The sequence below is a fragment of the Streptomyces sp. JL2001 genome, assembly GCF_050917515.1.
Classification (GTDB): Bacteria; Actinomycetota; Actinomycetes; order Streptomycetales; family Streptomycetaceae; genus Streptomyces.
On sequence record NZ_CP169421.1, the window covers coordinates 5,971,437 to 5,985,019 of the forward strand.

14 protein-coding genes are annotated in these 13,583 nt (G+C 73.3%); 7 read left to right on the top strand and 7 right to left on the bottom strand.

The genetic code is table 11. The annotated features are described in order from the left end of the window. Positions 1-29 precede the first annotated feature (29 nt). Positions 30-395: a VOC family protein gene (locus tag ACE1OA_RS26635; RefSeq protein ID WP_356605675.1), complete on the top strand. Its 366-nt coding sequence runs from the start codon at positions 30-32 to the stop codon at positions 393-395. Here the strand turns inward: ACE1OA_RS26635 and ACE1OA_RS26640 are convergent. Further along, positions 385-1,455: an oxidoreductase gene (locus tag ACE1OA_RS26640; RefSeq protein ID WP_356605673.1), complete on the bottom strand. Its 1,071-nt coding sequence runs from the start codon at positions 1,453-1,455 to the stop codon at positions 385-387. The genes ACE1OA_RS26635 and ACE1OA_RS26640 overlap by 11 nt on opposite strands. Before the next feature lie 62 nt (positions 1,456-1,517). Here ACE1OA_RS26640 and ACE1OA_RS26645 point away from each other — a divergent pair, with 62 nt between their 5' ends. The 3 genes from ACE1OA_RS26645 to ACE1OA_RS26655 all read left to right on the top strand — a co-directional run bounded on the left by ACE1OA_RS26645 (position 1,518) and on the right by ACE1OA_RS26655 (position 3,296). Continuing rightward, a complete protein-coding gene (locus ACE1OA_RS26645) occupies positions 1,518-1,838 on the top strand; it encodes a DMT family transporter (RefSeq protein WP_356605671.1) in 321 nt (106 codons plus the stop codon). A 171-nt stretch (positions 1,839-2,009) separates the two neighbouring features. After that, on the top strand, positions 2,010-2,993 hold the full coding sequence (gene dapD / locus ACE1OA_RS26650; protein WP_147977458.1) for a 2,3,4,5-tetrahydropyridine-2,6-dicarboxylate N-succinyltransferase: 984 nt from the start codon (positions 2,010-2,012) through the stop codon (positions 2,991-2,993). Between the two features lie 84 nt (positions 2,994-3,077). Continuing rightward, the gene (locus tag ACE1OA_RS26655; RefSeq protein WP_386542013.1) at positions 3,078-3,296 is read left to right on the top strand and encodes a hypothetical protein; all 219 of its coding nucleotides are present in this window, start codon (positions 3,078-3,080) and stop codon (positions 3,294-3,296) included. A 42-nt stretch (positions 3,297-3,338) separates the two neighbouring features. Here ACE1OA_RS26655 and dapA read toward each other — a convergent pair whose 3' ends face one another. From dapA to ACE1OA_RS26670, 3 genes are all read right to left on the bottom strand, one after another. Continuing rightward, the gene (gene dapA / locus ACE1OA_RS26660) at positions 3,339-4,217 is read right to left on the bottom strand and encodes a 4-hydroxy-tetrahydrodipicolinate synthase (RefSeq protein ID WP_386542011.1); all 879 of its coding nucleotides are present in this window, start codon (positions 4,215-4,217) and stop codon (positions 3,339-3,341) included. A gap of 107 nt (positions 4,218-4,324) precedes the next feature. After that, positions 4,325-4,771 (bottom strand): GNAT family N-acetyltransferase, encoded by a 447-nt coding sequence (locus ACE1OA_RS26665; RefSeq protein WP_356605665.1) that lies wholly within the window; start codon positions 4,769-4,771, stop codon positions 4,325-4,327. 115 nt (positions 4,772-4,886) lie between these two features. After that, positions 4,887-6,734 carry an endonuclease/exonuclease/phosphatase family protein gene (locus ACE1OA_RS26670; protein ID WP_356605663.1) on the bottom strand — a complete coding sequence of 616 codons (1,848 nt, stop codon included), beginning with the start codon at positions 6,732-6,734 and terminating at the stop codon, positions 4,887-4,889. Positions 6,735-6,931: 197 nt separating this feature from the next. Between ACE1OA_RS26670 and ACE1OA_RS26675 the strand changes: the two genes are divergently transcribed. Then, on the top strand, positions 6,932-8,386 hold the full coding sequence (locus tag ACE1OA_RS26675; protein ID WP_432753497.1) for a hypothetical protein: 1,455 nt from the start codon (positions 6,932-6,934) through the stop codon (positions 8,384-8,386). A 146-nt stretch (positions 8,387-8,532) separates the two neighbouring features. Here ACE1OA_RS26675 and ACE1OA_RS26680 read toward each other — a convergent pair whose 3' ends face one another. Beyond that, positions 8,533-9,300 (bottom strand): SDR family NAD(P)-dependent oxidoreductase, encoded by a 768-nt coding sequence (locus ACE1OA_RS26680; protein ID WP_356605710.1) that lies wholly within the window; start codon positions 9,298-9,300, stop codon positions 8,533-8,535. An 88-nt stretch (positions 9,301-9,388) separates the two neighbouring features. On the opposite strand from ACE1OA_RS26680, the gene ACE1OA_RS26685 reads away from it, so the two are divergent. Next, positions 9,389-10,813: an alkaline phosphatase PhoX gene (locus tag ACE1OA_RS26685; protein WP_386542004.1), complete on the top strand. Its 1,425-nt coding sequence runs from the start codon at positions 9,389-9,391 to the stop codon at positions 10,811-10,813. A gap of 99 nt (positions 10,814-10,912) precedes the next feature. Here the strand turns inward: ACE1OA_RS26685 and ACE1OA_RS26690 are convergent, their stop codons facing one another. Further along, a complete protein-coding gene (locus ACE1OA_RS26690; RefSeq protein WP_432753498.1) occupies positions 10,913-12,118 on the bottom strand; it encodes a TerD family protein in 1,206 nt (401 codons plus the stop codon). A gap of 36 nt (positions 12,119-12,154) precedes the next feature. Next, positions 12,155-12,385, bottom strand: coding sequence for a hypothetical protein (locus tag ACE1OA_RS26695; RefSeq protein ID WP_356605655.1), 231 nt, complete (start codon positions 12,383-12,385; stop codon positions 12,155-12,157). Between the two features lie 52 nt (positions 12,386-12,437). Here ACE1OA_RS26695 and ACE1OA_RS26700 point away from each other — a divergent pair, with 52 nt between their 5' ends. Next, complete coding sequence (locus ACE1OA_RS26700; protein ID WP_432753499.1) at positions 12,438-13,406, top strand: AraC family transcriptional regulator; 969 nt, start codon at positions 12,438-12,440, stop codon at positions 13,404-13,406. Positions 13,407-13,583: the final 177 nt, after the last annotated feature.

Sequence of the window (13,583 nt, forward strand, 5' to 3'; positions counted from 1 at the left end):
GGCCATGCCCGCCAGGCATACTGGCGGGCATGGCCGTTCGCATGTACCACCTCGCCGTCGACGCCCACGACCTTCCCGCTCAGGCCCGCTTCTGGGCCGAGGTGCTGGACTGGAAGGTGCTCTTCGAGGCGGACGACGAGATCGTCATCGGCGCCGACGAGCACGCCTTTCCGGGGATGTGCTTCCTGCCGGTGCGGGAGTCCAAGACCGTCAAGAACCGTCTGCACATCGATCTCTCGCCCGACGACCGGGACGCGGAGGTCGAGCGGATCATCGCGCTCGGGGCCCGGCGGATCGATGTCGGGCAGGGCGAGGACGCGACCTGGGTCGTCCTCGCCGACCCGGAGGGCAACGAGTTCTGCGTGCTGCGGCCGAAGCGGTCGCTCACGGACTGAACGGCGGGGCCCCGGCGGCCTGGACGAGGGCCGGCGCGAGGTTCTCCTTGCGGATGCGCTGGTCGACGTAGACCAGCCCCGCCACCAGCGGCGGCAGCACCGACGAGAGGATCTGCCCGGCGAGCGACCCGATCGCGGCGATCACCAGGCCGGGGCCGAGCAGCGCGAGGACCTCGGTGAAGGACTCCGGGCCCGTGCCGTCGTCGGCGGGGAACGCCGTCGGGATCGAGGCGATCGCGCCGAACACCTGCTGCAGCGCGAAGTTGACGACCGAGGCGATGATCCCCGCCACCAGCAGGGCGCCGAAGATCCGCCACCAGGAACCGGTGACCAGCTGCCACGAGCGGCGCATCGCGGCCATCGCACGCTGGTCCTCGAACACCGCGGCCGCCGGCGCCAGGCTGAGCTTCACCCACAGCCAGGTCGTGAGCGGGGCGAGCGCCAGCAGGGCGAGCAGGGCGAACAGGGGCAGGGCGAAGGAGGCGTCGCCCGACTCCGTCGCCGCGGCGACGAAGGCGAGGACCAGGCCCACCATCGCCAGCGCGAAGAGGGCGAACGGGACCAGCATGAGCAGCATGGTCAGGAAGACGGTCCCCAGAACGGCCGGCATCCGCGACCAGGCCCGGCTCCAGACCCGGCCGAAGGTCGTGGGGCGGCCCAGGACCGCCTCCTGGAGCACGGCCGGGCAGGCCGCGTACACGACGCCGCTCGCCACGACCAGGGCCACCATGGCGAAGAGCCAGACACAGCCGAACGCCACGAGCAGCGGCCGGCCGTCGTCCCAGGACGGGTCCTGTCCGGACGGGAGGTCGATGATCCGGGTCAGGTGGTCGCCGACCGCCGCGTAGGCGATGCCGAGGGCGGCGACGACCAGCACCGTGGCGGCGCCGAAGGCGGCCACCGCGACACCGACCAGGGGCTTCCAGTAGCGGCCGAACGTGGTGAAGGCGCCGGTCAGGATCTCGCCGAAGCGGAGCGGCGCCAGGGGTATCACGCCGGGCTTCGGCGGCGGAGGCGGCGGAGGGTAGCCGTATCCGTACGGCCCCGAGTAGTGCGTCATGCGGGACACGGTAGCGGCAGCCGAGGCGCACGGTCGCACACGAGTTTGGATACCTTCGGTCCATGGGATACGGATTGCTCGCGGGGGCCATCGCGGCCGAGATCGTCGGGACGACGGCGATGAAGTACAGCGAGGGCTTCTCCAGGTTCTGGCCCTCGGCGATCACGGTCGTGGGATACCTGGTGGCCTTCGGCCTGCTGGCCCAAACCCTCAAGACCCTCCAGATCGGCACCGCGTACGCGATCTGGTCGGGCGTGGGCACCGCCGCCGTCGCCGCGATCGGCATCCTCTTCATGAACGAGTCGGTCAGCGCCGCCAAGCTCGCCGGGATCGCCCTGATCGTCGCGGGGGTCGTGGTGCTGAACCTGGGCGGCGCGCACTGACGGCCGGCCCGCCGCCGCGGCACGCCCCCGGACGCCCGGCAGGGGACGTCCGCCGCGTCGTCGGAGAACCCGCCAAGTCCGGCCCCGCGGCCTCGGCCTTTCCGCCAGGAGGCTCGCCCGACACCTGAGACCGGTTGGCCCGGGCAGGGGGCCGACCGTTAGGTTTTCCGCATGACCACTGCTCCTCGCACCACCGGCGCCGTCGCCGCCGGCCTCGCCACCATCGCCGGTGACGGCACCGTTCTCGACACCTGGTTCCCGGCCCCCGAGCTGACCGACGCGCCCGGCCCCGCCGGCACCGAGCGACTCACCCCCGACGCCGCCGTCGACGCCCTCGGCGAGGGCGCCGCCAAGGCCCTCGGGGTGGACGCCCGCCGTGGCGTCGAGGTGGTCGCCGTCCGCACCGTCATCTCCTCGCTCGACGAGAAGCCGCTCGACGCCCACGACGCCTACCTGCGTCTGCACCTGCTCAGCCACCGGCTGGTCAAGCCGCACGGCCAGAGCCTCGACGGCGTGTTCGGCCTCCTCGCCAACGTCGCCTGGACCTCGCTCGGCCCGGTCGCCGTGGACGACGTCGAGAAGGTCCGGCTGAACGCCCGCGCCGAGGGCCTGCACCTCCAGGTGACCTCCATCGACAAGTTCCCGCGGATGACCGACTACGTCGCGCCCGCCGGTGTCCGCATCGCCGACGCCGACCGTGTCCGTCTCGGCGCGCACCTCGCCGCCGGCACCACCGTCATGCACGAGGGCTTCGTCAACTTCAACGCCGGCACCCTGGGCACCTCGATGGTCGAGGGCCGGATCTCCGCCGGCGTCGTCGTCGGCGACGGTTCCGACATCGGCGGCGGCGCCTCCACCATGGGCACCCTGTCCGGCGGCGGCAACGTCGTCATCTCCATCGGTGAGCGCTGCCTGATCGGCGCCGAGGCGGGCGTCGGCATCGCCCTCGGCGACGAGTGCGTCGTCGAGGCCGGCCTGTACGTCACCGCCGGCACCCGCGTCACCATGCCCGACGGCGAGGTCGTCAAGGCCCGTGACCTGTCCGGCGCCTCGAACATCCTCTTCCGCCGCAACTCGGTGACCGGCGCCGTCGAGGCCCGCCCGAACAACGCGGTCTGGGGCGGGCTCAACGAGGTCCTGCACAGCCACAACTGAGCGTGACCGATGTCGGTGACTCCGCGTTAGCAACGCGACGCGGAGTCACGACGTCGCACGAGCGGACGAGGCGAGGAGCCGGACATGAAGACGAGGCCCACCGTGGTCGGAGCGGCCCGTGCGGCCGGGGCCGCCGGAGCGCTGGCCGCGGCGGTCGTGCTGCTGTCGGCGGGAGTCGCCGCGGCGGACGAGACCCACACGAACGCCCACAACGCCCCGAGGGTCTCGCTGGTCTCCACCGGCCAGATCGACGACCCCCTGGAGGACGTCCTGGAGCACGTGGCCGTCCTCGGCGCCACGTGAGGGCCGTCCCGGAGGGCTGTCCTGCCGATCAGGCCGGGCGCCCTACGTCCACGACCGGACCAGCTCCTCGTACGCCGCCCGCAGCCTGTCGACCGTCTCCCGGTCGGCGGGCTGCAGCGGTTCCCGGACGTGGTCGCCGAGCAGCGCCTTCGCCGTCACCGTGCCCGGCAGGCCGGCGGCCATCATCAGCGTGACCAGCGGCAGCGTGCGGGCGTTGAGCCGGGCCGCCTCCGCCGTGTCGCCCTTGTCGAAGGCGTCGAGCACCGCCCGCATCGGGCCCGGCGCCACGTTGGCCACGGTGCTGACGTACCCCGCACCGCCCACCGCGTACAGCGGCAGGTTCAGCTCCTCGCTCCCCGAGTAGTACGCGAGCGGGGTGCTCGCGATGATCCGGGCGGAGGCCGGCAGGTCGTCGGCGCAGTCCTTGACGGCGACGATCCTCGAGTGGCCGGCCAGACGCGTCAGGGTCTCCGGCTCGATGCGGGTGCCGGTGCGGCCCGGGATGTCGTAGAGCATCACCGGCAGGTCCGTCGCGTCCGCCACCCTGAGGAAGTGCGCCTCCACCGCGGCCTGCGGGGGACGGCTGTAGTACGGGGTGACGACCAGCAGTCCGTCCGCGCCCGCCTCCGCGGCCTGCTCGGCCAGCGCGACGGTGTGCCGGGTGTCGGCGGTGCCGACCCCCGCGACGACCGAGGGCCCCGGTCCGACGGCCGCACGGACGGCCCTGACCAGCGCCGCCTTCTCGGCGTCCGTCGTGGTCGGCGACTCGCCCGTCGTGCCGCTGAGGACGAGACCGTCGCAGCCCTCGGAGACGAGACGGACGGCGAGCTCGCGGGCCCGGTCGAGATCGAGCGCGCCGGCGGGGGTGAAAGGCGTGATCATCGCGCACAGCGCGCGGCCGAAGGGGCGTTCAGTGCTCATCCGGGAAGTCTGGGCGGAGCCGCCCGCGAAGGTCCACTTAGATCTGCTTGGGGTGAGACGCCAGCAGCTCTGAAGTGTGCCCGGCGCCGGCCGTCCGCGAGCCCCGCCTACAGGAACAGCTTGAACCCGTCGTGGCTGCGCGCGAAGCCGAGGGAGGCGTAGAAGCGGTGGGCCTCCGTCCGCCGTGTGGAGCTGGTCAGCTGTACGAGCGCGCAGCCGCGGGCGCGGGCCCGCTCCACCGCCCGGCCCATCAGCTCCCGCCCCAGGCCGCCGCCCCGCCGGTCGGCCCTGATCCGGACCGCCTCGAACAGGGCCCGCTCGGCGCCGCCCTTGCCGAGCCCCGGGATGTAGGTGGCCTGCAGGCAGCCCACGACCGTCCCGTCCTCGTCCACGAGCACCAGCACCTCGTTGCGCGGGTCGGCCTCGATGTCGGCGAACGCCCGCTCGTACGCCTCGGTGACGACCATCGAAGCGGGGTCGGAAACCTTCTCCTCGTCGGCCAGCAGGGCGAGGACGGCGGGCAGTTCGGCGCGGGTGGCGGGGCGAAGCGGCATGGCCCGGAGTCTGCCACGACGGCTGCGGGGCCCCGGTGCCGGTCCCGGAGGGCCGGGTCCCCGGACACGCCGCCACCCGTCCGGGCCCGGGCCCGGACGGGTGGCGGGAGGGTGCCTACGGGCGGAAGCGCAGCACCTGCGGGTCGTGGTCGCTGTTCTGGTCCGCGAACTCCGCGTTGATGTGGACGCTGTCGTACTCGAAGTGGTGCACCCCGGGGCTGGTCAGGATCTGGTCGAGAACCTGGCTGTTGCCCTGGTAGACGTACGAGTACCGCTCGCTGCACGGCAGCGACTTCACCGCGGGGAAGAGCGCCCCGCCGTCCGTCAGTGCCTTCGTGGTCCCGGAGAACTCGAAGTCGTTGATGTCGCCGAGGACCAGCACGTCGGCCTGCTTGTCGACCGCGAGGACGTCCTTGACGAACGCGTTGACGGCCTGCGCCTGGAGGAGGCGCTTGGCCTCGGAGGAGCGGACCGGCGGCTGGTGGTGCGAGGTGATGCCCTCGTCGCCGCCCTTGGACCCGAAGTGGTTGGCGATCACGAAGACCGTGCGGCCGCGGAAGGTGAACTCGCCCGCGAGCGGCTTGCGGCTGGCCTCCCAGGCGGTGTTCGCCGGGTCGATCCGGCCGGGCGAGAGGGTCAGCGCGGCGCCGCCCTTCTCGCCGCGGGCCACGGCGGTGGCGGTGGTCGCGTCGCCGCCCGCGCGGTCGGTGAAGGAGACCCGCTCGGGGTTGAAGAGGAAGACCTGACGGATGTTGCCGCCGGGCTCGCCGCCGTCCTTGTTGTTCTCCGGGTCCACCGAACGCCACGCGTACGCCGGTCCGCCGGCCGCCACGATGGCGTCCGTGAACTTCTTCAGCGTCTGCTCGGCCGAGACCGTGCCGTCGTTCTTGGCGCCGTTGTCGTCCTGGATCTCCTCCAGGGCGACGATGTCGGGCGAGGCGAGGTTGTCCACCACGGCCGCGGCCAGGGCGTCGAACTTCTCCTGCGGGTCGGACGGGTCCAGGTTCTCGACGTTGTACGTCGCCACGGCCAGCTCGTTCTTGTGCTGGCGGTCCGTGGTCTCGGGCTCCAGGCCGCGGTCGACGACCTTGCCCAGGGTGCGGGCGGTCAGCGTGTAGCCGCCGAACTGGTTGAAGTCCAGCGGTCCCTCGGTCGTCCCGGCGAGCACGTCGCCGACGTTCGCCTTGGGGAAGGGCTGCTGCGCGACCGGGGTCAGCGACTGGATCTGGAGGCGGCCGCCGTTCTGGGCGTCGTACGCGCCGTAGACCGTGCCGCCGCGGCGGTTGGCGTTCTCCCAGGGCTTCACGGTCACCCAGAGCTCGGAGTACGGGTCGGTGGCACCGACCACCCGCGAGGTCCCCACCCGGACGTTGGTGCCCTCCAGGGACTCGTAGTAGTCCAGGGCGTACGACTCGGGGTCGAGCGTCAGGCCGTTGATGGAACCGCCCGCGGCCGGGTCGCCCTCGGGGGTGTACTCGTCCGGCACGGAGAAGCCGGAGATGGTGACCGGGGCCGGGACCGGGTTGCCGGAGGAGACCACGGTGACGGCCGGCTTCGCGAGCTGGGTGAGGGACTGGTTGCCCGAGCTCAGGCCGCCGGGCACGTACTCCCCGACGGTGCCGTTCACGCTCACCGCGTCGCCGACGGCGACGGTCGGGACGGAGCTGGTGAAGACGAAGAGGCCCTCGCTGGTGGCCGGGTCGTCGTCGGCCTGCGGGTCCTGGATCCAGAAGCCGCGCGAGCCGTAGGTACGGACGCCGGTGACGACGCCCGTGACGCCCGTGACCTGCCGGCCCACGAGGGGCGAGACGCGGGTGGTGCCCTGGATGTCGTGGATGCGGACGCCGGCGGCGGTGGCACTGTCCTCGGCGGCTGCGCCGCCCGCGCCGGCGAGCAGGCCGGCGGCGAGTGCGGCGGACACGACGGCGGCCACGGCCGCCGATCTCGGTATGGAGGAAGGCATCAAGGTTCTCCGGAGGCGCTTGGAGGATCGGTCGATGGAATCTACGCGCGTCAATCTCTTGTGAGAGCGGGGGACTTGTCAAGAGTCGACGGGTGTACGAAGGCTGACGGATCGGTGAACCGCCTGGCCCCGGTCCAAATGCGTCTACGCTGAAAGCCGCCCTGGCCCCACGTACCTTTCCGAGGAGAAGACCCCAGATGGCATCGGATCGCCCCACCCTGCCCCCGGTTCGGCTGCATTCGGACGCGGAGCTGGCGCGGGACGCCCTGGTCACCCCTCTCCTCGCCCGCGCTGTGCGGCTCGCCCGCTGGGCCGGGCCCGAGACCCGGGTCGGCGCGGGCGGCGAACTCGTCGACGAGCAACTGCCCGCGGCCGCGGAGGCGTTGGGCCTCACGGCGGACGAGGACGGCCGGGCCTGTGCGAGCGAGGCCTGGCGCCTCGCGGTCGACACCGGACTCGTGGAGGTCGAGGACGGCGAGGACGGCGAGGACGACGACGAGGCGGGTGCGGTGTCCACGGGCGAGAACCTCGCCCTCGTCACCGGAGGGACGCCGCGCGACATCCTCGGCATCTGGCTGGACGGCCTGGACGCGGTGTTCGCCGACGCCACCGCGCCCGTGCTCGACGACCTGGCGGAGGTCGTCGGCGAGGACGGCCGGATCGACTTCGACCTGCTCGACTGGAACCCGGAGGCGGAGGCGGAGTTCCTGGAGGGGGTGCTCGGCAACCTCTACCTGCTGACCGTCAGCGAGGGCGGGGTGGGCGAGGGCGCCGTACCGCTGCCGGCGCTGGCCGCCTCGATGATCGTCCCGGACGACATGGGAGAGCCGACGGACGACGTCCTGGAGCAGGTCTCGGAGGCGATGATGCGCCTCGACGACCAGTTCCGGCTGCTCGAACCCATCGGCCTGGTCGTGTACCAGCCCGTCGACGAGGCGCTGATGGCGGAGGAGGGCGAGGAGCCCGCGCCGACGGTGGACGACGAGGACGTCACCCGCTACGGCATGGTCCGGCTGACGCCGCTCGGCCTCTACGGCGTGCGGGCCCGGATGCTGGAGGCCGGTGTGGACGCGCCGGCGGTCGGCGACCTGACGGACAAGGGCGCGGACGTCCTGCTCGACGGGCTCGCGTTCTACCCCGAGCCGGCGGCCCGCGCCGAGACCCTGCTCTGGCTGGACGGCCGGGACGCGGTGACCGCGGCCCGCGAACTGCTCGACGCGGCCCGGGGCGCCGACCCCGGCTCGCCGCTGCGGCGGCTGCACTGCCAGCAGGCGCTGGCCCTGGTCGGGCCCGACGCGGAGCCGGCGGTGCGCGAGGTGCTGGACGACGCCCGGCTCGGGGGCCTGGCGAGGGTCTGGCTGGCGGAGCGCGGCGCGGCGGACATCCCGGCGCCCCCGGAGTCGATGATCTTCTGGCTGGCCGTCGACACGATCGCGGCGCAACTCGACGCGGACGGCGACCTGGAGGAGCTCCAGGACCTGATCGAGGGCCTGACGGGCCGGCACAGCGGCTTCTTCGAGGCGGCGTGGCGGGTGGACCACCCGGCGACGGCGGAGGTCCTGGAGGCGATGGGCCGCCTGCACCGCGACAAGCGTGCGGCGAAGGAGGCGCGGAAGGCCGCGTTCAAGGCGCGGTCCCGCTCGGGGGCCTGAGCCGGGCCCCTCCGGGCGGACGGCGCCGTCCCGGGCGGGGATCCTCGGGCGGCCCCGACGGGACGGACCGCCGTCCGCCGCTCGGGTCCGGATCCGCCGCCCGTCGCCGAGCGTCGGATCCGTGGTCCGTCGCCCCGGGGCGGGCCTCAGGTCCGCAGGTGCGAGGCGCCGTTGAGGTCCAGGATCGTGCCGGAGGACCACTCCGCCTCGGGCGAGGCCAGCCAGAGGACCGCCGCGGCGATCTCCTCGGCCGTGCCGACGCGGTGGAACGGGCTCTGGGCGAGGATCCCGGGCCCCTCCGGGCCCGTGAGGCGGTCGGCGACGCGTTCCGTGGCGAAGAAGCCGGGGGCCACCGAGGCGACGCCGATGCCGTACGGGGCCAGTGAGACCGCGAGCGACTGGCCCAGCGCGTGGACGGCGGCCTTCGTCGCGCCGTAGGCCGGGTGGTCGGGCTCGCCCCGGAAGGCGCCGCGGGAGCCGATGTTGACGATCCGTCCGCCCGCGCCCCGGTCGATCATGCGCCGTGCCGCCAGGTGGCTGAGATTCGCCGTGGCCAGCAGGTTCACCGCCACGTGCTGCCGCCAGAGCTCCACCCACTCCTCGTACGGGGTCTCCGGCAGCGGATGGCGGATGTTCACGGCGGCGTTGTTCACCAGCACGTCGATGCCGCCGAGGGCTTCCGCCGCCGCGTCCGCCACGGCGGCGGCGCCCGCCGGATCGGAGAGGTCCCCGCCGGTCAGGACGTGGCCGCTGCCCTCCAGGGAGTCGAGGGTCTCGCGGGCCTCGTCCGCCCGGGAACCGAAGTGGACGGCGACCCGGTCGCCGTTGGCCGCGAACGCCCGGGCCACGGCGCGGCCGAGTCCCCGGGACGCCCCGCTGACGAGGACGCGTCGGCCGGAGTGGGGCAGGTTCATCATGGGTCGCCTCTCTGTTCAACCCCCGTTTATACGCGGGCGGGACCGTGTGCCCCGACACCGGGCGACCCAGGGAGACGAAAACGCCATGCCCCTCAACCGCAGAGAATTCGCCAGGAGGTCCGCCGCCACCGGCGCGGGTCTGGCCCTCACCGGCGCCGTCGGCGCGCTGGCCACCGCCCCCGAGGCGCTCGCCGCCGAGGACGACGACCGGCACGGTCACGGCCGCGGCCACGGGCACCGGCTCGGCTACGGGGAGCTCGTCGACGACCCGCGGGGGATCCTCGCGCTGCCCGCCGGCTTCACCTACCGCGTCATCACCCGCAGCGGTGTCACCACGCTGGAGTCCGGTGAGCCCACCCCGTCCAACCACGACGGGACCGCGACCTTCGAGGGCCGCCGCGGCGTCACCCTGCTCGTCAACAACCACGAGCTCAAGGGCCCCCGCTCCAAGTGGACGTACCCCGTCCCGCTGGCCGAGGGCCTCGTCTACGACCCCGCCGCGGCCGGCGGCTGCACGGTCGTCGAGGTGCACCGTGACGGCAGCGTCGCCGAGTGGGTCGGCATCGCCGGCACCTCCACCAACTGCGCCGGCGGCCGTACGCCGTGGGGCACCTGGCTCACCTGCGAGGAGAACTCCGACCGGGCCGGCCAGAACGGCATGACCAAGGACCACGGCTACGTCTTCGAGGTCGACCCCCACGACCGCGGCGCCAACCGCGACCCGCAGCCGATCAAGGCCTTCGGCCGCTACGACCACGAGGCCGTCGTCATCGACCCCCGGCACGGCCACGCCTACCTCACCGAGGACGCGGCCAAGCCCAACGGCCTCCTCTTCCGCTGGGTCCCGCCGAAGGGCTTCCGCCACGGGCGGGGCCGGCTGGCCACCCTCGCCGACGACGCGGGCGTCCTCCAGGCGCCCCGGTGCTTCGACGCCGCGGGCCGGTTCGTCGACGACCTCTCGCGCGCCACCCGGATCGGCACGGTCTACGGCGTCGACTGGGTGGACGTTCCCGACCGCGACGCCCGCACCGTCGCCGTGCGCGAGCAGTTCGCCGCCGGCGAGGTCACCCGTGCCCGCAAGCTGGAGGGGATGTGGTGGGCCGACGGGGGCGCGTACGTCGTCTCCTCGTACGCCCGTGACGAGAGCCCCGGCACCCCGCACGACGGCCAGGTCTGGTTCTACGACCCGAAGCGCCGCACCCTCACCCTCCAGGTGCTGCTGGGCGTGAACCCCGACCCGTCGCAGGACGGCGCCTTCGACGGCCCGGACAACATCACCGTCTCCCCGTACGGGGGCCTGGTCATCGCCGAGGACGGCGAGGGCGTCTCGCACCTGTTCGGCGCCACCGAACGGGGCCGTACCTACCCGATCGCCCGCAACGACCTGAACGACAGCGAGTTCACCGGCGTCGTCTTCTCGCCCGACGGCGACACGCTCTTCGCCAACATCCAGGACCCGGGGATCATGGTCGCCGTCACCGGCCCCTGGCGCCGCCAGCCCCGCGGCTGACAGCGGACCCGCCGGAGTGCCGTCGGCTCCTCGACGGCCCCGGCGCACGTGAGGGAGCCCGCCGGTCGCACCGGCGGGCTCCTTCGTGCCAGGGGTGCCCTACAGCGCCTGCGCGGCCGGCTTCACCATGCCGCGGACCGTGCGGGACTTCACGAACTCGCCCATCGCCGTCATCTCCCACTCGCCGGAGAACTGCTTGATGAGCTTGGCCATCATGACGCCCGTCTGCGGCTCGGCGGTCGTCAGGTCGAAGCGGACCAGCTCCTCGCCGGTCGCCGCGTCCAGCAGGCGGCAGTAGGCCTTGGCCACCTCGGTGAACTTCTGCCCGGAGAAGGAGTTCACCGTGAAGACCAGGCCGGTGGCGTCCGCCGGGAGCCTGCCGAGGTCGACGACGATCACCTCGTCGTCCCCCGCGCCCTCGCCGGTCAGGTTGTCGCCGGAGTGCTTGACGGAGCCGTTCAGGATGGACAGCTTGCCGAAGTAGCAGCTGTCCAGGTGGTTGCGCTGGGGGCCGTAGGCGATGACCGAGGCGTCCAGGTCGATGTCCTTGCCGCGGTAGGCGGGCTCCCAGCCGAGACCCATCTTGACCTGGGAGAGCAGCGGCCGGCCGCCCTTGACCAGGGAGACCGTCTGGTTCTTCTGGAGGTTGACCCGGCCCTTGTCGAGGTTGATCTTGCCGGTCGCCGGCGGCGCGGCGGGTGCCGCCGGGGGAGCGGCCGGCTGCGAGGGCGTCGTCGCGGCGATCCGGGGGTCCACCGGGGCGGCCGCCGGGGTGGCGGGGGCCGCCGGTGCGGCGGCCGGCTCCTCGTCGACCGAGACGCCGAAGTCGGTGGCGATGCCGGCCAGCCCGTTCGCGTACCCCTGGCCCACCGCGCGGGCCTTCCACGCGCCGTTGCGGAGGTAGATCTCCACGACCACCAGCGCCGTCTCCGTGCCGAGCTGCGGCGGGGTGAAGGTGGCGAGCACGCTGCCGTCGTCGGCACTCCGGATGGTCGCCGTGGGCTCGACGCCCTGGAAGGTCTGGCCCGCGGCGTCGGGGCTGGCCGTGACGACGATCTTCTCGATGCCGGCGGGCAGCGCCCCGGTGTCCACGACGATCGCGTCCGGCGCCGTGCCGCCGCCGGAGCGGTAGGTCACACCGGGGCCGGCCGGCTGGTTGTAGAAGATGAAGTCGTCGTCGGAGCGCACCTTGCCGTCGGCGTTGAGCAGCAGGCCCGAGACGTCGACCCGCACCGGGGCGGCGACGTCCACCGCCACGCGCGCGACGGAGAGAGGGATGTTCGAGCCGGGGGTCATAGCGGTCATGCCAGGGGTAACGAGCGAGGCGGCTTTGCCGTTCCCTTACCTTCGGCCACCCTGGTGACGCGGGTGGTTGCGGGCCGTGCGTTCGTTGCCGAACCTGTACGAGCCGGTCCAGCGGGCCATCACCAGCTGGGCGTCCCCCGACGTCACCTCCGCCAGGAACTTCTCCGCACGGCTGCCGCGCAGGGTGCCCGCGGCGCGTCCCTGGTGGGTGAGGACGACGGTGCCGTCCGCGCGTCGTTCGTAGCTGAATCCATGAGGGCGGGGCATGGCGACATCCTCGCGGTCGGGGAGGGGCCCGTCATGTGAATATTCTTCGGGTGTGGGTGGGAGCAGCTTCCGTACGCGGGACGTCGATGAGGCGCGGCTTGAGATAGACGCGCGGTACTACGCGAACTTCATGGACGTCATCGACCGGCGGGAACGTCCCTTCGCCGCCCGGTTCGACACCTTCGCGCTCGGGCCGCTGGTCATCGGCGACCTGTCGTGCGGTGCCGACGTGCGGATGCGTTTCGGCGAGCTGGGCGCGTTCCATGTGAACGCGCCGATGAGCGGCACCATGGAGCTGCGGCAGGGTGGCGGGTCGCCGATGCTGGCGACGGCGGCCGAGGCCCTGCTGCTCGACCCCTTCGGCGACACCTTCCTGGACCGCTGGAGCGGGGACTGCCGGGCCCTCTCCGTCAAGATCGACGCGGCGGCCCTGCGCGACCAGCTCACCCGGTTGATCGGACGCCCGCCCCGCGGCCGGCTCGGCTTCGAGCCGCGCCTGGACATCTCCCGCGGGCCGGGGCTCGCCTGGGTGCGGCTGGCCCGGCGGGTGGCGGAGGAGGCGCTCGCGGGGGACAGCCTGGCCCACCACGAGCTGGTCGCCCGCCCGCTCCAGGAGGCGCTGCTCAACGGGCTGCTGCTGGCCGCAGAGCACCCCTGGCGCGAGGAGCTCGCGCACCCCGGGGAGCCGCTGCGTCCGGCGCCCGTCAAGCGCGCGATGGACGCCGTACGGGCCCGGCCGGAGCACCCCTTCACCACCACCGAGCTCGCCGCGCTGGCCAAGGTCAGCGTGCGACGGCTCCAGGAGTCGTTCCGCGAGTACGTGGGGATGGCGCCGATGGCGTTCGTGCGGGAGGTCCGCCTCGACCGGGTCCACGAGGATCTGCGGGCCGCGGAGCCCGGCGAGCTCGGGGTGAGCGAGGTGGCCTGGCGCTGGGGTTTCACCCACCAGGGCCGGTTCGCCGCGCAGTACCGGGCGCGGTTCGGCGAGTCGCCCTCGCAGACGCTGCGCCGGCCGGGCTGAGCGTCCCCCGGACCCGTCCGGTACGGGGACGGCGGTGTCCGGTCCTGTCGCGTTATCCGGACAGCCGCCGCGTTCGGCGGATCGCGGTGCCGTCCCGGCCCGGCCTACTGTTCGGGTGTCGCGTGTGCCAGCGCATGCCGTGACCCGGGCCCCGGCCGGCGCTCCCCCGCATCAGTC